Here is a 22,960-nt window from a genome sequence, read left to right as displayed (position 1 = left end):
TCACCTCTTCTTTATATATTATAGAAACTACCTTCTTATTATGGCTTTAACAGGACAAGAAATTTGGCAAGCACCACATTTAATACACTTGTCTTGATTAATTACATGCATGGTTTTAACTTTTCCGCTAATACAGTTTGAAGGACACTGTCTAGCGCATTTAGTACAACCTATACATTTATCTGTTATATGATACTGCAATAATGATTTGCAAACTCCAGCAGGGCAGCGCTTTTCCTTAACGTGAGCCACATACTCATCCATAAAGTATTTCATTGTGCTTAATACTGGATTTGGAGCTGTTTGACCAAGTCCACAAAGTGAAGTATCTTTAATGGTTTCTGCTAATTCTTGCAAATCTTCAAGATCTTCTTCAGTTCCTTTACCTTCAGTAATCTTAGTTAATATTTCAAGGAGTCTCTTATTTCCAACACGGCAAGGCGTACATTTTCCACAGGATTCATCAACAGTAAATTCAAGATAGAACTTAGCTATATCAACCATACAGTTATCCTCATCCATAACTATCATTCCGCCTGAACCCATCATTGAACCAATAGCATTTAAGGATTCATAATCTATTTGAATATCTAAATTTTCAGCAGGTATACATCCACCAGAAGGTCCTCCGGTTTGAACGGCTTTAAATTTACGCCCATTTTTTATTCCACCGCCGATTTCATAAATTATTTCTCTTAAGGTTGTTCCCATTGGTACTTCAACTAATCCAACATTGTTAATTTTACCTGCTAAAGCAAAAACCTTAGTACCCTTGGAAGTTTTTGTTCCCATGGAGGCATACCAATTTGGGCCATTTAAAATAATAGGGGGTATATTTGCTAAGGTTTCAACGTTATTAACACAAGTTGGTTTTTCCCACAAACCGCTTACTGCGGGGAAAGGAGGCTTTGTTGTTGGTTCTCCTCTATAACCTTCTATGGAGTGAATTAAGGCAGTTTCTTCTCCACAAACAAAGGCGCCAGCACCATATTTTATAAATACATCAAAGCTAAAATCTGTTCCCATTATGTTTTTTCCAAGGAGACCAGCTTCTCTAGCTTCTGAAATAGCTGTTTTTAATCTTTCTATAGCAAGAGGGTATTCTGCTCTAATATAAATGTAACCTTCTGAAGCTCCAATAGCATAGCCTGCTATAGCCATAGCTTCAATTACTGTATTTGGATCTCCTTCAAGTACTGAACGATCCATGAAAGCACCAGGATCTCCCTCATCAGCATTGCAAATTATATATTTTTGATTAGCTTTACTTCTTTTTGCAAATAACCATTTTTGACCTGTTGAAAATCCTCCGCCTCCACGGCCTCTTAAACCTGAATCTATCATAGTTTGTATTACATCGTCTGCAGTCATTGTGGTTATAACCTTTCCTAGTGCCATATAACCATCGCTTGCGATGTACTCTTCTATTTTTTCTGGATTTATTACACCGCAGTTTCTTAGAGCAATACGATGCTGTTTTTTATAAAAGGACATTTCATCCTGCCTTGTTACAGTTTCCTTTAATGTTGGCTCTTCATATAAAAGCCTTGCTATGACTCTTTTTTTCATGATATGCTCTTCAATTATTTCTTTTGCATCTTCTGGTTTAACCTTTACATAAAATACATTGTCAGGACTAATTTTTACTATTGGGCCTTTTTCACAAAAGCCAAAACAACCAGTAATAGATACATGTACCTTGCTTAATAGACCATTAGCTTCAATAGCTTCCTTCATGTTTGCAAGTATCTTATCACTTTGCGAAGCCTTACAGCCCGTACCTCCACAGATATGAATTTCTATTTTATCTTCATTACTTATATCAACAAAATGCTTTCTAATATCTAGTAATGGTTTTAATTCAGAGTAAATATTTTTAAGATCTTCAAAAGAGCGAATTCTATTCAACATATTATCCTCCATATACCTATTAATTGTAATCAGCTAATATTTTATCAACATCCTCTGGTTTAACATTTCCATAAACCTTGTCATTTACCATTACTACTGGTGCAAGACCGCAGGCTCCTACACATCTAAGAGAACCAATAGTAAATTTACCATCTGGAGTAGTTTGTCCAGATTTGATATTCAACTTGTTTTCAAATTCAGCTAGCACATTTCCTGAACCTCTAACAAAGCAAGCTGTACCCATACAGATATTTACTACAAATTTACCTCTTGGCTCTGTTGTAAAATAGGAATAGAAACTTACTACTCCAAACACCTGAGAAGCAGGGATATTGAGCTTTTCAGCAACAAAAATCTGCACCTCCTCTGGAAGATATCCGAAGATATGCTGTGCCTTATGAAGAACTTCAATAACAGCACCTTTTTTATTTGATAGGCTTTTAATAAATTCTTCAAGATCGGTGAACTTCTCTTCATTTAGGACATTTTTACACATTTTGAAACCTCCTTTATAATCATTAATTGTTTGTTAATTAACAAGCTATCTACTACAAAAAAATAAACGCAAAATATCTACGCCAATGAGTCCGATTAAGATTACAATATCATTATACTAAATATTATTAAAAAAATTAAGTGGTTTTTCAAAATATTTATAAAATATTTTATAATTTTACATTAGTCTATTTTTTATACCTATATATATAGGTAATAAATTAATGAATTCTTTTTATAAGTTCTATTCAAATTTGTAAAACCTTTAAAAATCATTACATTAAATGATATAAATTTAACATACTAATCTTAAAAGTAAGCACTTATTTTTTTCTTAACTATTTTATAAAAAAATTATGGGGTGATTTAACATTCCGAACTTAATAATTAATATATTATTAATTATTCGTAAATAATATTGACTAGGTATAGTCTATTTGCTATTATTTTTTAGGGGAGTGATGCTTATGAATAATATATATGATGTGATTATAGTAGGAGCAGGAGCCAGCGGGATTTTTACCGCATATGAACTAATACAGAAAAATACGAACATTAAAGTATTAATGATAGAAAAAGGAAATAGTCTTAATAAAAGAAAGTGTCCAATAGATGGTAAGAAAATAAAATCATGTATTAATTGTAAGGTTTGCAGCATAATGAACGGCTATGGTGGCGCTGGAAGTCTTTCAGATGGGAAATACAATATAACTAATAATTTTGGTGGAGAACTTTACAGTTATGTAGGAAAAGAAGAAGCTTTGAATTTAATGAATTATGTAGATGAAGTACTCTGCAAAATGGGAGGAGCAGAAGCAAAGCTATATTCTACAGAGAATTCTGATCTCAAAAGCAAGGCTCTACAATATGACTTGCATTTATTAGATGCAAAGGTTAGACATTTAGGCACTGATAGAAATGTTGGTATCCTCCAAAATATTTATGAGTATTTAGAGACTAAGGTAGATATTCTATTTAATACAGAGGTTCTTGAAATAAAAAAAGAGGAGAATTTTACTGTTATTGCTAAGGATAAAAGCTTTACTGCTAAAAATCTAGTATTAGCTACTGGTAGATCGGGTTCTAAGTGGATTTCAAGTGTATGTGAAAAGCTTGGAATTGAAACTAAAAGTAACAGAGTTGATATAGGTGTCAGAGTAGAACTTCCTGCAGCAGTTTTTGAACATATAACCAGAGATGTCTATGAAAGTAAAATTATGTATAGAACGAAGAAGTACTCAGATTTTGTTAGGACCTTCTGCATGAATCCTCACGGCGAGGTAGTTAATGAAAATACTAATGGAATAGTAACTGTAAATGGACATAGTTATGCAAATCCAGAGCTTCATACAGAAAATACCAATTTTGCACTGCTTGTTTCAAATCATTTCACTGAACCTTTTAAGAACAGCAATGAATATGGTGAATCCATTGCTAAATTAAGCAATATGCTTGGTGGTGGAGTCTTAGTTCAAAGGTTTGGCGATTTGGTGAAAGGAAGAAGAACTAATGAGCATAGACTAAATAAAAGTTTTACAAGGCCTACACTTTCAGCAACTCCAGGAGATTTAAGTCTTGTACTGCCTAAAAGACAGCTTGATGATATAATTGAAATGATCTATGCTCTTGATAAAATTGCACCAGGAACTGCTAACGAAGATACTCTATTATATGGTGTTGAGGTAAAATTTTATAATTCTATGGTTAAAGTAAATACTAAGCTAGAAGCGAAGATAGAAAATTTGTATGTTTTAGGTGATGGGTCGGGTGTTACTCATTCACTATCACAGGCATCAGCAAGCGGAGTTTATGTAGGAAGAATTTTAGCTAACAAATTTGCAATTAATAATTGAGAATGAATAATTTTTCTTAAGAAAAACTTCCATTATTCATTATTAAAAAGATAGGTTAAAGCCCTAAATGAGCTTTAACGAGTAGTTTTCGAGCGGAAGCGAGTAGGGTAAACTACTCAGTGTTCCGACTAAAGGGAGGAAAAAAATGTCAGCATTTATAGTTTTAGGAGCTCAATGGGGAGATGAAGGTAAGGGAAAGATGACGGATTACTTAGCTGAAAAAGCTCAAGTTGTAGTCAGATTTCAAGGTGGAAATAATGCAGGTCATACGGTAGAAGTAGGAGATAAGCAGTATAAGCTTCATCTAATACCTTCAGGTATTCTATATGGAAGTAAATTAAATGTAATTGGAAATGGTGTTGTTTTGGACCCAAAAGCTATGTTTGAGGAAATAGATTATCTAGAGAACTTGGGAGTAAAGGTTACTCCGGAAAATTTAATAATCAGTGATAGAGCACAAGTTATTATGCCGTATCATAAGCTTTTTGATTCCTTAAAGGAAAAAGGCAGAGGAAAAAATGATATTGGAACAACAGGTAAAGGAATTGGTCCTTGCTATACAGATAAAGCTGAAAGAAGCGGTATAAGAGTTTGCGATTTAATTCATACTGAAGTCTTCAAAGAGAAACTTGGGGAAAATATAAAGGTTAAAAATGAAATTATCACAAAGGTTTATGGAGAGAACCCTCTAGACTTTGATACTATATATAATGAGTATTTAGGTTTTGCAGAAAAGATGAGACCTTTTGTTAAGGACATATCCGTTATAGTATACGATGAAATAAAGACAGGAAAACAGGTTCTTTTTGAAGGAGCACAAGGTACGCTTTTAGATATAGACTATGGATCATATCCATATGTAACTTCCTCAAATACTATAGCAGGTGGAGTTTGTACTGGAGCAGGAATTGGACCAACAATGATAAATAGTGCTGTTGGTATAGCTAAGGCATATACTACAAGAGTAGGAAAGGGTCCATTTCCAACTGAGTTAGAAGATGAAACTGGAGATTGGATAAGAGAAAAGGGCTTTGAATATGGAGTTACAACAGGCAGAGCAAGACGCTGCGGATGGCTTGATTTAGTAATACTTAAGAGCTCTGCAAGAGTATCAGGCTTAACGAGCTTTGCAGTGACTAAAATAGATACCTTAGCTGGGCTTGAAAAAATTAAGATATGTGTTGGATATAAATTAGATGGCAAGGTAATAGATTATTTTCCAGCAAGTCTTGAAGATTTGGCTAAATGTGAACCAATATATGAAGAATTTGACGGCTGGGATGATAGTGCTTCTAAGGCTAAAAGCTTTGAAGAACTTCCTTTAAATGCAAAAAAATATTTAAGAAGAATAGAAGAATTTACAGGGGTTAAAATATCAATAGTTTCTGTAGGACCAAGAAGAGATCAAACTATTGAGGTAAGCAGCCTATAATTATATAATTTATTTTGCAGGAAGAATTTTTGAGGATTCTTCCTTTTCTTAATTTAAATTTTATAAAATGTTTTTATAAATATCTTTATTATTAAATTTAACTCTGCTATAATATAACCATATCATAGTAAAACAGTATGATTTAAATTCATAGAGGAGAGTGTAATTATGATTAATAAAGAAATGACTATTGGCGAAATAGTTAGAAATTATCCAGATTCAGTTGGGATATTAATGAGCTTTGGAATGGGTTGTGTTGGATGTCCAGCATCTCAGGCAGAAACTTTAGAAGAAGCTGCTATGGTACATGGCTTTGATGTAGAAGAATTAATTGAAGCACTAAATGCTTAATTACATATAATGCAAAGGTTATAATACATTAATGCATTATATATACATAAAGGGTACTTGGAGGTTAACTCTGAGTATCTTTTATTTTTTTGGAAATAATAAATAAGGTATAAAAGCTTATTAAAAGAAGGTGATTTAATGAAGGTTAATGGCAATATGACTATTGGAGAGGTAGTTAAAATGCATAAGGATGCTGCTGAAGTTCTAATGTCCTTTGGTATGGGCTGTATATCCTGACCTGGTGCGCAAATGGAAACCCTTGAAGAAGGGGCGCTTGTCCATGGATTGGACTTAAATGATATGATAGATGCATTGAATAAGTTAAATTAACAAAGGATGAGAAAACCTCATCCTTTTTTATATAAAATATTTACATTATTTTTCTATATTTATACTTCCAGAAGATGTATGGATTGAAACTTTATTTTTATCACTTGCTACTGTTCCTTTAAGTTCATGTCTGCTATTATTGCCAATTACGGTAATAGGGAAACTGCTTCTAATACTTCCGGAGCTAGCTGAAGCATCTAGGTAGAAGGTTGAGTTTTCAGGTAGTTTTACAGTTACGCTGCCCGAGGATGCATTAATATTAATATTGTTATCAAAGGAGGCGTATTCGGCTCGTATACTTCCAGAAGAAGAGGAAGCTTTTAAATTACCGCTAAAACCAATGAGTCTTTGACTTCCTGAGGAACTGTTTAACTCTGAGGCTTTTGTAGTAAGGCTTTCGGCAGTTAGGCTCCCGGAACTGCTGTTATAATTAAAGTCATCTGCATAAACTTGTTTAATATTTGTGCTTCCGGAGCTTAAATTACAGCTTAAGTTCTTTAGTTTTAAAGAGCTTAAATTAATACTCCCAGAAGAAGAGTCAAGCTTAAGATTACTTTCATATGAAGCTGGAACATTTACATCAAGCTTTAGGTCTGGGTTAAAGAATCCAAAAGTCAGTATATTTTTACTTTTAGTATTAATATAAAGGGTGTCGCCGCTTGAGTAACACTCTAGCTCAGGCTTAGTAAATGAGGAGCTGGTTGTAATATTTCCATAAAAATGAGCTTTTACTTCTAAGCCATCATAAGGTATTACATTAATTTGTGCACTGGACACATTAACAGAAATTGTATTTATTCCATTAATATTTACAGACTTTTCATCATTAATATTATATATGCCTTTTTCTGAATTAAATATTTTAGTATTGCTAAACAGTACTATTGCTCCAATTCCATAAGTAATAACAACTATAGCTAAAAGACATAATACAAGCTTTTTTATATTCCATCCCTTTTTAAATTTCATATCATATACCTACCTTTTTATAATACTAATATTCCATTTAATATATTTATTTGCTGCTAAGCAAAAATATTTTATGACATAAAAAAGTCCAATGCAAAAGAGAACGCCTAAGGCTATTGTCCCTATGCCTAAAAGGATAGTTAAAACAAAGGACATACTTGAAGGTAAATTTATATAATTAGGAAATAAGGGAGCAAATATAGGACTTAGAGTTACTACTAGTCCTGATACTGTGATGGATATAGCTGCAGCAGCTAAGCCAATCAAAGCAGCACCAGCTGCTACAAAAATCCATATAACAAAAACTAAGTTGAAAAAACTAAGTGCTAAAGCTGCTATAATAGAAGGAATTATACTTCTTTCATTATTTTGAAACATAGGATGTTCTATATTGTCTTTTGAATAAGAATTAAATTCTCTTTTTTCATCTTGGAAATTACCGCTGTACTGTTTTGCAATATCAGCAGGGCTTCCAAGCTCGTTAATAAGCTCTTCATCAGTTTTACCGTTTTGATGACCTATTCTAAAATGTTCTTCATAATCATATAATATGTCTTTCTTCTCTTCCAGGTCAAAGGCTGAAAGAGAAGTTTCTAGAGTTTTTAAAAATTCATCTCTATTCATTAATTTAATCCTCCTCTAAAATATTGTTAACACCTTTAGTAAGCTCTTCCCATTCGTTAATAAGCTCATCTTTGGTGGATTTGCCTAACTCGGTTAATTTATAGTATTTTCTCGGCGGACCTTCTTGAGATTCTTGAAGATAAGTTGTAAAATAACCATCTCCATTTAACCTTCTAAGTATGGGATAAATGGTTCCATCAGATATTTCTATGTTTTGGGAAATTTTATTTACAAGCTCATAGCCATAGCAGTCCTTTTTATCCAAAACTGCTAGTACACAAAGTTCTAGTATACCCTTCTTAAGTTGAATGTTCATAATATCATTCCTTTTGGTTATTTTTGTATGCCTATAGTATATCATTCAGTAGTGTACAATGCAATATAGTATATAATATTACATAATTATTAAATAATATTACTAATAATTGTTAAATGCCTAAATTACTAGTATAATTGTATAAATAGAAGTGCATAATCTGCTTACAAAGGATGGAAGGCAATGAATTACTTATTAAACGTTGATAACATAATATTGCATTTTTGCTCAGTAGTAATTAAGAATAATTTTTTTGATACAGTGATGCCCATAGCCTCAAACATAAATAATAATGGTGAAGTATGGATATTAATAGCAATTGTATTGTTGTTAAATAAAAATATTGAAGTAAAAGAAATAGGCGCAGCAATGCTTATAGCTTTATTATTAGGCTTAGTATTAGGTGAAGGTGTTCTTAAAAACCTAATTGGCAGGGCAAGGCCTACTTCGCCAGCTTATAATTATACCTTTTTAATTTCACCTCCAAAGTCCTTTTCTTTTCCATCAGGGCATACAACCTCTTCTTTTGCTGCTTTTGGAGTATGCTTTTTTAAAAAGGCAAGATATAGGTATTTTGCATTAGCTTTAGCTATAACTATAGCCTTTTCTCGAATTTATCTTCACGTTCATTATCCTTCAGATATACTTGGAGGCATAATACTAGGGCTAATTTCTGCTAAGCTAGCAGTTAATATAAGTAAGAAGTTTTTTAGAAAAAAAGTTTTGAAGGGAGAAGGTTAATGTCAGGCTTTATTTATGAAAAAGAATATGAAATTCACTATTACGAGGTAGATTATAAAAAAAGAGTTCTCATAACAAGTATAGTTGATTATTTAGAAGATGCAGCAACAAAACAATCCGATGAACTTGGCATAGGTATGGACTATTTAGTTGAAAATGACCTTGGCTGGGTACTTTTTAAATGGAATATTGATATGTATAAGTACCCAGTTTACGGGGAAAAGATACTTATAAGGACTTGTCCTTGTGCTATGAAAAAGTTTTATGCCTATAGAACCTTTGAATTATTAAATTACAAAGGTGAAAGGCTCGGAAAGGCAGAATCTATATGGTTTTTACTAAATATTAAAAAGAGAAGACCTGTAAGAGTAGGTGAGGATATACTTAGTGCTTATGGTTTGACTTCAAATGACGATGAACCCCTTGAAATAGAAAATATAAAGCCCCTTGAAAATTATAAATATGAAAAACAATTTAGTGTAAGATACAGTGACATAGACACAAATAGACATGTAAATAATGAAAAGTATATAGCCTGGGCTATAGAAACCATCCCATTAGATACAGTATTAAATTACACTTTAAAAAATATAAAAGTAACTTATGAGAAGGAAACTATCTATGGTGAGGACATAAAAGTATTAACCGAAATAGAGCAGGGAGAAAACAATATAATTTGTTACCATAAGATTTTAAATAGAGAAGAAAAAGAATTAACACTTCTTAAAACAACCTGGGAGAAAATATAAAAAATCTCCCTTTTTTATTTTATTATATTACAAGTTTTGATAAAATATTATTCGTAAGGTTATTGAATTTATAAAACATGACTGTGGTTTTAAGAAGGGAAGTTTGGTTGTGGGAGATAAACATAGACAATCAGGTATAGAACCTATTGGTAATAATACTGAACTTAAAGATACGAAGGAAAAACTAGTAAGGGTAAATAGACTTTATTCTATTTTGAGCAAAATAAATCACGCAATAGTAAGAATAGAGGATTCAAAGCTGTTATATAAAGAAGCCTGCAGGATAGCTGTAGATGACGGGCTTTTTAAGGCGGCATGGATTGGAAATATTAATGCAGTAACAAATATAGTAGAGCTTGTTGCACAATGTGGTCTTGAAAAGAATGAAGAGTGTAACCTGTCAAAGAAATTTACTAAACATACTCTTAAAGATTTTGAATTATTAGCTAAAGCAGTGAATAATAATGAGCAGGCTATTTGTCATGATGTTAAAAATGAGATGACTAGCTCCCCGCTATACAATGAACTACTGCTTTGCAATATTGAATCTTGTGCAGTGTTTCCTTTAAAATCAAATAATAGGGTTTTTGGAATTATGATGTTTTACTCTGTTGAAGATTCCTTTACAGAGCAGGAGGAGGTTAAGCTTTTCAATTCCCTTTGCGAAGATATTTCTTTTGTAGTTTCCTCAATTGAAAAGGAAGCTGAAAGAAAGCAAATTGAAGAGGATCTAAGGCAAAGTGAAGAAAGGTACAGGAAGATATTTGAGATTTCACCAGCAGCTATTCTTGTTCATTCTCAATGGATGATTGAATATGCAAATTTAGCGGCGGCAACGCTATTAGGTGCAGATAATCCGGATATATTGGTTGGGAACTGCATTTTAAATTATATTGATAAAGACTATCATCACCTTGTTATAGATCGAAAGAAAAAAATAAAAAATTATGGTGTGGCTATGCCATTTGAAGAAGAAAAGTATATAAAATTGGATGGAACAGTAATTGATGTAGAGGCAACAGGTGCGCTTTTTCCTTACAAGGATAAAAATGCTATGGTCTCTGTAGTTAGGGATATTACAGAGAGAAAAAAACTGGAACAGCTAAGAATTACATCTGAGGAAAAAGAAAGGCTCTTAACTGAGGCTAAGCAATATGATATATTAAAAACAGAGTTCTTTGCAAATCTTTCACATGAGCTTAGGACACCTATAAATGTTATTCTATCAGCAATACAGCTTTTAAATCTATATGCTGATGAAGGTACTATAGATATTAACAAAAAAAATATCAGTAAGTATATTAGTACAATGCAGCAGAACTGTTATAGACTTTTAAGACTTGTAAGTAATATAATAGACATTACTAAAATTGATACAGGCTATTTTAATCTTCAGCTCGCTAATTACAATATAGTTAATATTGTAGAGGATATAACCTTATCAGTTTCAGAATATATAGAACATAAGGGTATAACTTTAATTTTTGATACTGAAGTTGAGGAAAAGATTATGGCTTGTGATTCAGACAAAATAGACAGAATAATGCTTAACCTGTTGTCAAATGCAGTTAAATTTACTAATCCCGGTGGAATGATTATTGTTAATATCTATGACAGGGGCAATAAGGTGATAATTTCTGTTAAAGATAATGGCATTGGTATACCAAAGGAAAAACAAAAATTAATATTTGAAAGATTTCATCAAGTTGATAAGTCTCTCACTAGAAGTCATGAAGGAAGCGGTATCGGACTTTCTATAGTGAAATCTTTAGTGGAACTTCATGGAGGCAATATAAGGGTAAAAAGCGAATATAAAAAGGGCGCTGAGTTTATTATTGAACTTCCGGTGAGGTTTGTAAAATCAAAAGGGACACAATATCATAATACAAATGAAGATAATATTGAAAAAATAAACATTGAATTCTCAGATATTTATTCTTAAGAAATATAGGGACTGCTAAGCAGTCCCTATTGTTTTAAATTATATGCATCGTTATTAGATTTTTTTCTGTAAACTATTAAATAATTAATAAATGCAACTAGAGCGGCGGCAATAGAAATATAGAGGAGATATATTCCTAAGGCCTTATCTACGGATAGCGTCAAGATTGATATATAAAATAGAATCGTACCTAATTTACCAAAAATATTTGATGGTATAACTGTACCTCTTTTGTAAAGAAATAAGCCACAGAAAATCATAAATAGTTCTTTCCCTGCAATGATTATAAGCATCCATATTGGTATATAGGACTTAATTACTAGACAAGTTAATACAGTTATGAGCATTAATTTATCTGCTAAAGGATCTAGTACAATTCCCACCTTCGTAATAAGATTAAATTTTCTAGCTATATATCCATCTAGAAGATCCGTAACTCCTGCAAGTAGAAATATACCAACAGCATATAATAAGCTATTTAAATTAGGGGAAAAGAAAGCTGAAAGAAATATAGGAATTAAAATTAATCTAAAGACTGTAAGTAAATTAGGTAAATTTATAATAATCCCCTCCATTTTAAGCTTTATATATAATATGTAAAAGCTTAGGCATATGCTAATATAATAGCATATTTTTACATTATAGTATAGGGTTTCAACTTGGTTAACAGTTATATTACTTGAAATATAAGAAATTTTAAATAATAAGACTCATCAGAATTCCAAAGTATTGGATGGTCTGCTGCCTGAGTTCTAAATTCAACCTGTCGTAATAATCTTTTGGCATCCTTGGCTGCCTCTGCTATAGTCTGTTTAAATAAATCCTCTTTCATAAAATGTGAGCAGGAACAGGTGATAAAAAAACCGCCTGATTTAACCATCTTTAATCCTCTTAAATTTATATCCTTGTAACCTCTTGTAGCGCCTTTCACACTATCTCTAGATTTTGTAAAGGCAGGAGGATCAAGTATTACAACATCAAATTTTCTTCCTTCCTTAGACCATTCTGTAAGCACATCAAAGGCGTTATGACACTCAAATTTAACTATGTCAGAAAGATTATTAAGCTTAGCATTTTTTCTAGCAAAATCTACGGCGTGCTCTGAAATGTCGATACCAAGTACGCTTTTTGCTCCTGCAATTCCAGCATTTAAGGCAAAGGAACCTGTGTGAGTAAAACAATCTAAAACCTCAGCATCCTTACATAGTCTATGAATAGCAGCCCTATTTTCCTTTTGATCTAAGAAAAATCCAGTCTTTTGGCCGTTTTCTATATCAACATAATATTTAACGCCATTTTCCTTTATTTGAACCATGGTATCAAAGGGTTCAGTAAGAAAGCCCTTTGTTTGCTCCATTCCCTCTAATTCACGAACAGATACGTCGCTTCTTTCATAAATTCCCTTTGCACCATATTCTTCTATGAGAATTTTTACTATAATTGACTTATATCTATCTATACCTAGTGTTAAGCTTTGAATTACATAATAGTCCTCAAATTTATCAATAGTTAAGCCAGGTAAAAAATCTGCTTCTCCAAATACAACTCTGCAGCTGCTTGTATCAATAACCTTTTTTCTGTAGTCAAAAGCATCTTTAAGCCTCTTCTTAAAAAATTCCTCATTTATTTCCTCATTTATATCTCTGGTTAAGATTCTTATTGCAATTTTAGAAACATCATTTATATAACCTCTTCCAATAAATTCATGTTTGAAGTTAAATACTTCAACTATATCACCGTTTCCATACTCTCCATCAAATTCTTCTATTTCATCAGTAAAAATCCAAGGATGACCATTTTCTGCTTTGCGGCCCTTGCCTTTATATAAATAAAATTTACATGCCATATTAAACACTCCCTTTACTTGGTACTATAAATTAACAATTAATGTTTAATAATTTTAAATAGATACCCACTAAGGCTTTTCGCTTATAACAATTAGTTGTTAATTCATTTTAGTATTATACCACAATTAGGTATTATTATATCAGAAAATTTCCTTTGACAGAAGTAATAACCTACTTTAAACTAAAAAGAGTGGCTTGTGGTAGGAGAAACGTCTCCTTGCCACATTGCAGCACATGAAAAATGTGGCGGAAGAAACGTCCATATGCCACCTCAAGGAGAGAAATTAATGAGTATATTAACAGTAAAAAATATAAGCCATGGGTTTGGTGATAGAGCTATATTTGAAAATGTATCCTTTAGATTGTTAAAGGGGGAGCATGTTGGTTTTATTGGAGCAAATGGAGAAGGCAAATCTACCTTTATGAATATAATTACAGGAAAGCTTATGCCTGATGAAGGACAAATTGAATGGTCAAACAGAGTAAGGGTAGGTTACATGGATCAGCATGTAGTTCTTAAAAGCGGGCAATCAATTAGAGATGTATTAAAAGGTGCTTTTCAATATCTATTCGATGCAGAAACTGAAATGAATGAGCTATATGGAAAAATGGGAGAGGTTACTCCAGAGGAACTTGATAAAATGCTTGAAAGAACGGCAGTAATTCAGGACATGCTTGATCATAATGGCTTTTATGTAATAGATGCTAAAATTGAAGAAACTGCTAGAGGGTTAGGCCTTTTAGACATAGGATTAGATAATGATGTAACGAATTTAAGCGGAGGGCAAAGAACAAAGGTTTTACTTGCTAAACTTCTTTTAGAAACTCCTGATATTTTACTCTTAGACGAGCCTACAAATTACTTGGATGAGGCTCATATTGAGTGGCTTAAGAGATTTTTAAATGCTTACGAGAATGCCTTTATATTAATATCTCATGATATGCCATTCTTAAATTCAGTAATAAATCTAATATATCATGTAGAAAATAAACAGCTTACAAGATATGTAGGAAACTATGATGAATTTGAAAGAATATATGAAGCTAAAAAGAAACAATTGGAACAGGCTTATGAAAGGCAGCAAGCTGAAATTGCGAGACTAGAGGATTTTGTTGCTAGAAATAAAGCTAATGTTGCAACTGCTAATATGGCTAAATCAAGACAGAAAAAGCTTGATAAAATTGATAGAATTGAGCTTTCACAGGAAAAGCCAAAACCAACCTTTAATTTTAAAACAGCTAGGGCTTCTGGAAAGGTTATATTTCAAACTAAGGACCTAGTGATAGGATATGATAGCCCGCTTACAAAGCCCCTTAATCTATACATGGAAAGAGGACAAAAAATTGCCTTAGTAGGCTCTAATGGACTTGGGAAAACTACGTTGCTTAAGAGTTTAATGGGTCAAATTAAGCCAATAGGTGGAGATGTAGAGCTTGGAGACTATCAATACATTGGATACTTTGAGCAGGAAAGCAGAGAGGGTAATACAAATACTTGTATTGAAGAATTTTGGGAGGAGTTCCCCGGATTTACCCAATATGAAGTACGTGCGGCTCTTGCAAAATGCGGCCTAACTACTAAACACATTGAGAGTATGATAAAGGTATTATCAGGGGGAGAAGCTGCTAAGGTAAGGCTTGCAAAACTTATAAATAATGAAACTAATATATTAATTCTTGACGAGCCTACAAATCACTTAGATGTAGATGCAAAAGATGAGCTTAAAAGGGCTTTAAAAGAGTATAAGGGAACTATTTTAATAGTTTGCCATGAACCAGAGTTTTATAAAGATGTAGTAACTGAAGTTTGGAATTGTGAGGATTGGACTACTAAAATTTATTAACAGTTCCATGTGACGCACAATTTTTAGATATCATAAGTAATAACAAAAAAGCAGTAATATTTAAAAATATTATTGTTTTTTTTTGTATTTTATATTATCTGTTTTTAAAGCTGAAATAATGATATAGTGAAGAAAGCAGATATTTAAATTTATATTTGTATTTGGGGGGATTTTATGAATATAAATGTTGAAAACAAAATTGTTATATTTGCAATATATGAGAAATTGGCAAATAGGGCTCGAGAAGCTGTTCAATCAATTGGAATTGATATAGAAATTGTGCCTGTGACTTTAGAAAATTATTTAATAAAAGCAGAAGATTATAAAATTATGGGTAAAGAAATAATTATAACTAGAGGAATGATAGCAGACGATATTAGAGCTAATGTAGATATTAATGTTGTGAATATTGATATAAAATTAGAAGATATATTAAATCTATTAAATGATAGCAATTTTATAAAAAAGAAGATCGCATTGGCTATTACTGAAGATAAAATTAGTGATTCTATAATCAATATAGGAAAATTACTTGGCCTTAACATATGTAAATTTTCTAATAATATTATATTGTATAAAAAGGAAAAAGAGTTTATTGATATATTACAAAAGAATAAGATTGATATTATTCTTGGTCTAAGTCCAGGAGATAATAGCAGTCAAGATTATAAGATAATGGGTATAGATTATAAAGTTATTGATTCAGGAAAAGAAGCTATAATCGAGTCTGTTCACAGGGCTGTTGAGTTATATGAAATGACAATGAGAGAAAGATCAGATAAAGAGAAGTTTAAAACAATTATTAATCACTCTTCAGAGGGCATTTTAGCAATAGATGAAAATGGAGTTATTTCAACCTTCAACTATATATGTGAGAAATATTTTAATATAAATGAGATAGAAGTAATAGGTAAAAATATAAATGACATTTTTCCTGAATTAGAATTATTTGAAGTTATGAATAATAAAAAGGTTAAAGATAGAATTATTACCATTAAAGGCATGGATGTAATTTGTGATTTTATCCCTATAAAAGTAGAAGGCTCGGCAAGAGGTGCAGTGGCAAGCATTAAAAGAATAAATGAAATTCGTAAAGCCGAACAAGAAATTAGATTACATACTGCAGAAACTAATTTTTATGCGAAAAATACTTTTAGTGATTTGATTGGTAAAAGTAAGGAAATGAAAGAGATTATTAGATTAGCAAAAGTGTATTCGGAAGTTTCTTCAACGATTCTCATTACAGGTGAATCCGGTACAGGAAAGGAAATTTTAGCACAAGCTATCCACAATAATAGTGAAAGAAAAAAATATCCATTTGTTCCTATTAACTGTACTGCATTGCCTCCAAATTTACTTGAAAGTGAATTGTTTGGTTATTCAGAGGGCGCATTTACTGGGGCACGAAAAGGTGGAAAGCAAGGGTTATTTGAATTAGCTCATAATGGTACTATTTTTTTAGATGAAATAGGAGAAATGGATTTATCTCTTCAAGTAAAATTATTAAGGGTTATCCAAGAAAAACAAATTCTAAGAATTGGGGATAACAAAATGATTCCAGTAAACGTACGAATTATATCTGCTACTAATAAGAATTTGTATGATGAAGTTAAAAAAGGAAATTTTAGATTAGATTTGTATTATAGGCTGAATGTACTAGAACTAAACCTTTGTCCTTTAAGAGAAAGGAAAGAGGATTTAACGGGCCTAATAAATGAAATGTTGAATCAACTTAACAATGAATTAAGTAGTGAAGTTATTGGAATTGATAATGAAATATTTCAAATTTTTATTAATCATGATTGGCCAGGAAATATAAGAGAGCTGCGTAACATATTAGAGAGACTTGTGGTATTAACAAGAAAAGGTATGGTGAAGTTTGATAATGTTAAGAGTGCACTTTCAAAATTTAAGCTTACAAATGGTAAATCAAAAGTTGATAATAATAATGAATTAGAAGAAGCTGAAAGAAATTCAATTTTAAAGGCCTATGAGAAAGAAGGTTTTAACAAACAAAGAACTGCTGCTAAACTAGGAATTAGCAGAAACACCTTAAAAAGAAAACTTGTTAAATATAATATTGAATAATTAGTTATGGTTCATAATTGACAGTAAAGTGGTCAATTATGAACCGTTTTAATTTTAAAATATGTTAAGAGGCAGGATTATCAGTAACAGTTTGAGTTGGCACAATAATTGCTTATATATTTTTATCAAAGCTTAAGGAGGAATTACAATGAATACTTTAGTAAAAAGTGCAGAAGCACTTCAATCGGAATTAGTGAATCATAGGCAGTATTTTCACAGAAACCCAGAGGTTGGTCTTAATTTGCCAATAACATCTGAATATGTGTTTAAGACTCTTGAAGAGATGGGATGTAAGCCACAAAGAATAACTGACTCTGGTATAGTAGTGGTTTTGGGTAAGGGAACTATTGATAAAACTATACTTATAAGAGGAGACATGGATGCCCTAAAGATAAAAGAAGAGGCAGATTGTTTATACAAATCTGAAAATGGTAACATGCATGCTTGCGGTCATGACATGCATACAACCATGTTACTGGGAGCAGCAAAGCTTTTAAAAGAAAGAGAAAATGAAATAGAGGGATATGTTAAATTAATGTTCCAGCCTGCAGAAGAAACCATGGAAGGTGCACATTCAATGATAGAAGCAGGAGTTTTACAAAATCCTAGAGTTGATGCTGCAATGATGATACATGTTATGTCGGGTATGCCCTTTCCTGTTGGCACTATAATGGTATCAGGAACTGGTCCAACAATGGCGGGCTGTGATTGGTTTAAAATAACAATTAAAGGCAAAGGAGCTCATGGTGCTATGCCTCAAACAGGAGTAGATCCTTTAAATATAATGGCACATATTTATTTGGGACTACAAGAAATAATTAGTAGAGAAGTGGATACTACTGATACTGCTGTTCTAACTGTTGGTGTTATGGAAGGCGGAACAATAAATAATGTTATACCTGATAAAGCTGAATTAAGAGGAACCTTAAGAACATTTACTAAGAAAAATAGGGATTTTATTGTAAATAGAATTCAAGAGGTTGCAGAAGGAATTGCAAAAACTTATAGAGCAGAGGCAACTATAGAATTTTCTAATCATGCACCAGCTTTTATAAGCGATGCTAAGAGTGTTGAATTTGCTAAGGAATTTTTGGCTGAGTATTTTGGTGAGAAATCTTTTATTCCAATGGATTTAATAATGCCTGGTTCAAAAGGTATGGGCTCAGAAGATTTTGCATTTATAAGTCAAGAAGTTCCATCTATAACTATAATGATTGGAGCTGGAAATTCAAATGATGGATATATTTATCCAATGCATCACCCTAAAGTATTTTTCGATGAAGCTGTGCTTTCAAAGGGAGCTGCAGTATATGCAGGCTATGCAATAGAATGGTTAAAAAAAATAAATAGATTATTTGAAAGTGATATAATAGGGGGATAAAAATGGGGAAAAAATTATTTTATGGTTGGATTATTGTTGTTGCAACAGTGCTCTTAAATGCAATGGGTTCAGGGGTTGTATCTACACTAGCTGTTTTTTTGAGCCCGCTAAGTAAAGCTAATGGTTATACTCAAGCACAAGTATCAGCTATCGTTTCTTTATATTCTATTGGAATGTTAGTTGGCAGCATTTTATTAAGCAAGTTTGTTGGCAAGTCTGATTTAAGAAAATTAGTATTGGTCTTTGGGGTTCTTGAAGGCATATTTATTTTAGGAATGGGTTTAGTAAATAGTCTTTCAATGCTATATGTTTTTGGATTGCTAATTGGCCTAGTTGCTGTTGCTATTTCCGCACTGCCGGTTCCTATCCTTATAACTAATTGGTTCATAGTTAAGAAAGGAACTGCCCTTGGAATAGCAACAGCAGGTATTGGACTAGGTTCAGCTGTATTTGCACCTATCTTATCACTTATAATTGATAATAGCGGATATAAAACCGCTTTTATGGTTTATGGAATTATAGTAATTGCTTTAGCAGTAATATCAGCTATTATCATTCGTACCCATCCAGAAGAAAAGCAATTAAAGCCATATGGATTAAATGAAGGAGATCCTAAAGTTCAAGATTCTCAATCAACTAACATTAATGAGAGTCAGGCAGGTATGACTGTTAAAGAGGCCATAAAGACACCAGCTTATTGGTTTGTAGTTCTTTTTGTTGCAGGTTATGTAATACCTCAAGTAAGTGTTTTTCTACAGACTCCATCCTATTTAAAAACAATTGGCTATACAGGGGCAAAACTAAGTATGTTTATATCTGCTTTTGGAATATGTTCTATGATAGGGAAAGTAGTAGTTGGCTATATACTTGATAAGGCTGGATTATTAAAGGGAGGATTAATAGCCTTGGTAATGGCAGTAGTAGCAGTTGGATCTCTAATTTTAATGAAAAGCATACCTTCTGTATCAATATTATACATGGTGCTTGCAGGTGGAGGATTAATGATGAGTACAATTGCAATGCCTATGTATGTTTCCAAATTCTTTGGAACTAAGCATTATTCTACAATTTTCTCAAGCTTTATGATTCTAACTACTATTGTATCAGTTATAGGTTCTATAGTCTCAGGAGTTATAATTGATAAGTCAGGATTTGCTGCTTTATATATTTTCGATATAATATTTATGTTTGTTGGAGCCCTTGGAAGTATACTGGCTCTTAAGACAAAAAAAGCAGATTCAGTAAATAGATCTGCAGAAATGTAGCTACACATCCAATGTAATTTTTATAGGACAACTAAAATTTATTAACAATTTTTAAGGGAAGCCATTATGTTTAGGCTTCCCTCTATGATGTTTCCTTATTTTTTCTACACTTACTATATATCTTTCTCATGTTTATATTCTTCAATTTTCCACTTACATTTCCAAACTACTTTTAACATTGCTAAAGATATTACTGCAAGTAATATTGTAAATATTACCAAAGTATAGGAACCGGTATTAATTGTTGCAAACAACTCCATAAAGAAACAAATAACTTCTATAGTCAGGGCTACTTTGAAAAAATTCTTAATCCTACTGTAATGAGTGATTTTTGATTCTACATCTGTATACATTTCAAAGGGACCTTCTGATGCTTTTTTTTGTAAATATACCCATCTCCACCATTGAGATATGACTTTTACTCCTGCATCCTCCATGAAAGCTGCAAAGTCGTCTTTTTCACCATTCCAATTATCAAGCAGGTCTATTTGATAATTGTATTCTCCTGGCTCACATTTTTCAAAAGTATAAAAACCAAGAAAGAATTTTTTGAATGCCCAACCATTTAAACACATTTTTTTAAGCCATTTTTCTTCTGTGTCTTTGTCATAATATAGTTTAAATTTTAACATATATTTACACCCCCAAATCATACATCTTTTTTGCATTTCTTATAAGCTCATTTAACCTTATCACTTCGTTTTGGAATATTTCTTTTCCTGCATTTGTAATAAGGTATTCCTTTTTCTTTCTAGATTCCTTATCCTCACTATACAAGCTAATCCATCCTTTTGTAAGCATTGAATTAATAGCTCCATATAAGGTTCCTGGTCCTAATGTTACCCTTCTATCTGTCATTTCACTTACTTCTTGAATAATGCCATATCCATGATTTGGTGTACGTACAGCCAATAAGATATAAAATAAAGCTTCTGTCAAAGGTGTATTATCCAAATATATCAACCTCCAATATATCGTATGATGATATATACAATATATCATCATACGATATATTTGTCAATAATGTATTAGTAATTATATGGATAAAGTGTATTATCTTTGATATGGTATCAATGGTATGAAGGAAAATGCAAATAATCATAATCTTGAAGAATATTTTTAAGGATATAGATAATAATAATCACGTTCATAACTTTATTGGAGATGATTATTATGACAGTCGGTTCAAAGATGAAACAGACACTTGCTACACTAAATTGGATTCAAGGAACCTTAAGAATTTATGCTGACACAAGTGAAACTGCAGAAGAAAAAAATACATTTGAAAAATCAATTAAAGTAACGCAGCAGATAATTACTGATTTACAATTTAGAGTAAAAACTTTAGAGTTTGAGGAACCCCAATATAAAGGGCTATGATTAAGGTGGTGGCATAGTGAATGTACTTACGTTTTTATTAAGGTCTTTTCTTATGTTTCTTGTAACACTTTTTTTTATTAGGATTATAGGTAGTGGAAATATTTCCAAGATGACGCCATATAAATTTGTTACCTATATGGTTATTGCATTAATTGCTGCCTTAACTTCAGTAAACGTAATTTCAAACCTGACTTTTGGAATCATTGCTCTGGCTGTATGGACTTTACTTGTTATGGCATTAGATTATATATGTATCAAAAGTAAAAGCATGCACGATTTATTTATCGGTAAAGAGACTATTTTAATAAAAGATGGTAAAGTATTGGAGGATAACTTAAGTAAAATAAGGGCTACAGGTAAAGATCTTTTAGGTGAACTTCGTTCCAAAAACGCATTTAGTTTAGCTGATGTTGAATTTGCCGTGATGGAAGCAACTGGGGAGATTAATGTATTACTAAAGTCAGATAAGAAGCCTTTAACAGCATATGATCTTGAGAGAAAAATTGCACCAGCAATTGAGCCGCAAGCTGTTATACTAGATGGTAAGATAAGGGATGATGCCTTAGGAGCTGCTAATATAAATAGGGAATGGTTACAAACCGAACTAGAGAAAATTGGTGTAATACCAGAAAATGTTTTTATAGCTCAGGTTGATTCATCGGGAGCATTATATCTTGATCTTTATAATGATAAGATACAAGTTCCGCAGAATAATCTTAAAGAATTACTCTATGCTAATATTCAGAAGATCCAAGCAGACCTTACCTCCTATGCATTAGATACCAATGATGAAAAGGCTAAGGTTATGTATTCAAGAAATGCTGAAAAGATGAAAAAGATGATGGATAAATTAGAACCTTATTTACTACGTTAGAGGAGTGTGTAAATTAAATATAATACTCATATAAAAAGTATGAAGCATTACTGACTTCATACTTTTATCTTTAAGAATTTTTATATTGGGGCTCCTCACTTTGGATGTAATCAAGCCTGCCCTTTAGGTTATCTATTATTTGCTGTTGAGTTTGTGCCATATCATTAAACAATTTTTGAGCAGCCTTATCCTCAGTATCCAGCGCAAATGTTTTTAGACTTGATACAACACTCTCCGCACTTGCAATTGTCTGCTGCATCTTAACTCCTACTGTCATTCTAATCACCTCCATATTTAATATCCCCATGAGGACTAAAACTATCCATACTAATATTTATGAAGAAAGTATGCTTAACTTATTCAAATCTACAGTAATTTAAGAGTTATCCATATTATAATTTGATTTTGGTGGTATTAATTTGCTTATTTTTGAGATATTAATATTATAAGGAATTTAACAGTCGAGCAAAGACTAATATATGCTCCTTTAGGGTATATATTAGTCGACCAAAGGCTGTATATGGGCTATTTGGTTTATATTCAGCCGGCGGAAAGATTATAAGAGGTA

Annotated in this window: 23 protein-coding genes; 13 read left to right on the top strand and 10 right to left on the bottom strand. The window is 32.0% G+C overall.

Annotation, left to right across the window (positions count from 1 at the left end):
- Window positions 1-27: 27 nt before the first annotated feature.
- Together ACJDUG_RS14545 and nuoE are read right to left on the bottom strand one after the other, a co-directional pair.
- Window positions 28-1,911, bottom strand: a complete 1,884-nt coding sequence (locus ACJDUG_RS14545; RefSeq protein WP_406770597.1) for an NADH-ubiquinone oxidoreductase-F iron-sulfur binding region domain-containing protein — start codon at window positions 1,909-1,911, stop codon at window positions 28-30.
- Window positions 1,912-1,930: 19 nt separating this feature from the next.
- Window positions 1,931-2,407: an NADH-quinone oxidoreductase subunit NuoE gene (gene nuoE / locus ACJDUG_RS14540; protein ID WP_406770596.1), complete on the bottom strand. Its 477-nt coding sequence runs from the start codon at window positions 2,405-2,407 to the stop codon at window positions 1,931-1,933.
- A 466-nt stretch (window positions 2,408-2,873) separates the two neighbouring features.
- On the opposite strand from nuoE, the gene ACJDUG_RS14535 reads away from it, so the two are divergent.
- From ACJDUG_RS14535 to ACJDUG_RS14520, 4 genes are all read left to right on the top strand, one after another.
- Window positions 2,874-4,259 carry an NAD(P)/FAD-dependent oxidoreductase gene (locus ACJDUG_RS14535; protein ID WP_406770595.1) on the top strand — a complete coding sequence of 462 codons (1,386 nt, stop codon included), beginning with the start codon at window positions 2,874-2,876 and terminating at the stop codon, window positions 4,257-4,259.
- A gap of 145 nt (window positions 4,260-4,404) precedes the next feature.
- Window positions 4,405-5,691 (top strand): adenylosuccinate synthase, encoded by a 1,287-nt coding sequence (locus ACJDUG_RS14530; RefSeq protein ID WP_406770594.1) that lies wholly within the window; start codon window positions 4,405-4,407, stop codon window positions 5,689-5,691.
- 168 nt (window positions 5,692-5,859) lie between these two features.
- Window positions 5,860-6,042 carry a DUF1858 domain-containing protein gene (locus ACJDUG_RS14525; protein WP_406766073.1) on the top strand — a complete coding sequence of 61 codons (183 nt, stop codon included), beginning with the start codon at window positions 5,860-5,862 and terminating at the stop codon, window positions 6,040-6,042.
- A gap of 138 nt (window positions 6,043-6,180) precedes the next feature.
- Window positions 6,181-6,372 carry a DUF1858 domain-containing protein gene (locus ACJDUG_RS14520; protein WP_406770593.1) on the top strand — a complete coding sequence of 64 codons (192 nt, stop codon included), beginning with the start codon at window positions 6,181-6,183 and terminating at the stop codon, window positions 6,370-6,372.
- A 45-nt stretch (window positions 6,373-6,417) separates the two neighbouring features.
- Here ACJDUG_RS14520 and ACJDUG_RS14515 read toward each other — a convergent pair whose 3' ends face one another.
- Genes ACJDUG_RS14515 through ACJDUG_RS14505 form a run of 3 tightly spaced genes read right to left on the bottom strand, consistent with a single transcriptional unit; the run spans window position 6,418 to window position 8,281 of the window.
- Complete coding sequence (locus tag ACJDUG_RS14515; protein WP_406770592.1) at window positions 6,418-7,341, bottom strand: DUF4097 family beta strand repeat-containing protein; 924 nt, start codon at window positions 7,339-7,341, stop codon at window positions 6,418-6,420.
- Between the two features lie 9 nt (window positions 7,342-7,350).
- A complete protein-coding gene (locus ACJDUG_RS14510) occupies window positions 7,351-7,965 on the bottom strand; it encodes an HAAS signaling domain-containing protein (protein ID WP_406770591.1) in 615 nt (204 codons plus the stop codon).
- A 4-nt stretch (window positions 7,966-7,969) separates the two neighbouring features.
- The gene (locus ACJDUG_RS14505) at window positions 7,970-8,281 is read right to left on the bottom strand and encodes a PadR family transcriptional regulator (protein WP_406770590.1); all 312 of its coding nucleotides are present in this window, start codon (window positions 8,279-8,281) and stop codon (window positions 7,970-7,972) included.
- 183 nt (window positions 8,282-8,464) lie between these two features.
- Between ACJDUG_RS14505 and ACJDUG_RS14500 the strand changes: the two genes are divergently transcribed.
- From ACJDUG_RS14500 to ACJDUG_RS14490, 3 genes are all read left to right on the top strand, one after another.
- Window positions 8,465-9,022 carry a phosphatase PAP2 family protein gene (locus ACJDUG_RS14500; protein ID WP_406770589.1) on the top strand — a complete coding sequence of 186 codons (558 nt, stop codon included), beginning with the start codon at window positions 8,465-8,467 and terminating at the stop codon, window positions 9,020-9,022.
- The gene (locus tag ACJDUG_RS14495; protein ID WP_406770588.1) at window positions 9,022-9,771 is read left to right on the top strand and encodes an acyl-[acyl-carrier-protein] thioesterase; all 750 of its coding nucleotides are present in this window, start codon (window positions 9,022-9,024) and stop codon (window positions 9,769-9,771) included. Before ACJDUG_RS14500 ends, ACJDUG_RS14495 begins: the two co-directional genes overlap by 1 nt.
- A gap of 109 nt (window positions 9,772-9,880) precedes the next feature.
- Window positions 9,881-11,713 (top strand): MASE3 domain-containing sensor histidine kinase, encoded by a 1,833-nt coding sequence (locus ACJDUG_RS14490; RefSeq protein ID WP_406770587.1) that lies wholly within the window; start codon window positions 9,881-9,883, stop codon window positions 11,711-11,713.
- A gap of 26 nt (window positions 11,714-11,739) precedes the next feature.
- On the opposite strand, the gene pgsA is transcribed toward ACJDUG_RS14490, so the two are convergent.
- Window positions 11,740-12,288: a CDP-diacylglycerol--glycerol-3-phosphate 3-phosphatidyltransferase gene (gene pgsA, locus ACJDUG_RS14485; protein WP_406770586.1), complete on the bottom strand. Its 549-nt coding sequence runs from the start codon at window positions 12,286-12,288 to the stop codon at window positions 11,740-11,742.
- 95 nt (window positions 12,289-12,383) lie between these two features.
- Complete coding sequence (locus tag ACJDUG_RS14480) at window positions 12,384-13,559, bottom strand: class I SAM-dependent rRNA methyltransferase (RefSeq protein WP_406770585.1); 1,176 nt, start codon at window positions 13,557-13,559, stop codon at window positions 12,384-12,386.
- Window positions 13,560-13,847: 288 nt separating this feature from the next.
- Here ACJDUG_RS14480 and ACJDUG_RS14475 point away from each other — a divergent pair, with 288 nt between their 5' ends.
- The 4 genes from ACJDUG_RS14475 to ACJDUG_RS14460 all read left to right on the top strand — a co-directional run bounded on the left by ACJDUG_RS14475 (window position 13,848) and on the right by ACJDUG_RS14460 (window position 20,138).
- Complete coding sequence (locus ACJDUG_RS14475) at window positions 13,848-15,404, top strand: ABC-F family ATP-binding cassette domain-containing protein (protein ID WP_406770584.1); 1,557 nt, start codon at window positions 13,848-13,850, stop codon at window positions 15,402-15,404.
- 174 nt (window positions 15,405-15,578) lie between these two features.
- Window positions 15,579-17,492, top strand: a complete 1,914-nt coding sequence (locus ACJDUG_RS14470; protein WP_406770583.1) for a sigma 54-interacting transcriptional regulator — start codon at window positions 15,579-15,581, stop codon at window positions 17,490-17,492.
- Between the two features lie 148 nt (window positions 17,493-17,640).
- A complete protein-coding gene (locus tag ACJDUG_RS14465) occupies window positions 17,641-18,873 on the top strand; it encodes a M20 metallopeptidase family protein (protein ID WP_406770582.1) in 1,233 nt (410 codons plus the stop codon).
- A 2-nt stretch (window positions 18,874-18,875) separates the two neighbouring features.
- Window positions 18,876-20,138, top strand: a complete 1,263-nt coding sequence (locus ACJDUG_RS14460; protein WP_406770581.1) for an MFS transporter — start codon at window positions 18,876-18,878, stop codon at window positions 20,136-20,138.
- A gap of 113 nt (window positions 20,139-20,251) precedes the next feature.
- Here the strand turns inward: ACJDUG_RS14460 and ACJDUG_RS14455 are convergent, their stop codons facing one another.
- Both ACJDUG_RS14455 and ACJDUG_RS14450 read right to left on the bottom strand, forming a co-directional pair.
- Window positions 20,252-20,770, bottom strand: a complete 519-nt coding sequence (locus ACJDUG_RS14455; protein WP_406770580.1) for a DUF2812 domain-containing protein — start codon at window positions 20,768-20,770, stop codon at window positions 20,252-20,254.
- Window positions 20,771-20,774: 4 nt separating this feature from the next.
- Window positions 20,775-21,140, bottom strand: a complete 366-nt coding sequence (locus tag ACJDUG_RS14450) for a PadR family transcriptional regulator (protein ID WP_406770631.1) — start codon at window positions 21,138-21,140, stop codon at window positions 20,775-20,777.
- A gap of 171 nt (window positions 21,141-21,311) precedes the next feature.
- Between ACJDUG_RS14450 and ACJDUG_RS14445 the strand changes: the two genes are divergently transcribed.
- On the top strand, window positions 21,312-21,518 hold the full coding sequence (locus ACJDUG_RS14445) for a DUF1657 domain-containing protein (RefSeq protein ID WP_406770579.1): 207 nt from the start codon (window positions 21,312-21,314) through the stop codon (window positions 21,516-21,518).
- A 109-nt stretch (window positions 21,519-21,627) separates the two neighbouring features.
- Entirely contained in the window at window positions 21,628-22,392 is a 765-nt protein-coding gene (locus tag ACJDUG_RS14440) for a DUF421 domain-containing protein (protein ID WP_406770578.1), read from the top strand.
- Between the two features lie 70 nt (window positions 22,393-22,462).
- Here the strand turns inward: ACJDUG_RS14440 and ACJDUG_RS14435 are convergent, their stop codons facing one another.
- Window positions 22,463-22,684 (bottom strand): DUF1657 domain-containing protein, encoded by a 222-nt coding sequence (locus ACJDUG_RS14435; RefSeq protein ID WP_406770577.1) that lies wholly within the window; start codon window positions 22,682-22,684, stop codon window positions 22,463-22,465.
- Window positions 22,685-22,960 lie beyond the last annotated feature (276 nt).

Source organism: Candidatus Clostridium stratigraminis, assembly GCF_045310675.1.
In the GTDB taxonomy this organism is placed as follows: Bacteria; Bacillota; Clostridia; order Clostridiales; family Clostridiaceae; genus Clostridium_AT; species Clostridium_AT stratigraminis.
The sequence above is the reverse complement of the archived record's forward strand: the minus strand, read 5'-3'. Positions and strand labels throughout refer to the sequence as shown.